Origin of the sequence: Leifsonia sp. SIMBA_070 (genome assembly GCF_046534635.1) — a bacterium.
Lineage (GTDB): Bacteria > Actinomycetota > Actinomycetes > Actinomycetales > Microbacteriaceae > Leifsonia.
Window position 1 is genome coordinate 1 of record NZ_JAWRYK010000235.1, and the last position, 274, is coordinate 274.

1 protein-coding gene is annotated in these 274 nt (G+C 42.0%); it reads left to right on the forward strand.

Going from position 1 to position 274, the window contains the following annotated elements:
* The coding region (locus SB754_RS20170; RefSeq protein WP_410784150.1) for a hypothetical protein at nucleotides 1–274 on the forward strand (274 nt) is incomplete at both ends.

A 274-nucleotide genomic window follows, 5' to 3' on the forward strand; every position in this document is an offset into this window, starting at 1 on the left:
GTCGCCGGTTAGACAGTGTCTCAAAAGATATCACTGCTGTTAGCTCTCAAGTGACATCGTTGAAGCAAACTATATTGGAGCGGCTGTATCCGGCAATTTTTGCTTTTATTGGTGTTTTGATCGGCGGTTTTGTAAGCTATCGATTACATGTGCGTCAGCTAAAACATAACGAACTGGAGCGCAAGGCGAAATTCTCATTTGATATTGAGCTCAAGATTTTTGAGTACCGTAGTAAGCAAAACAATGAGTTTTACGGCCCTTTGCTGGTTTTGCT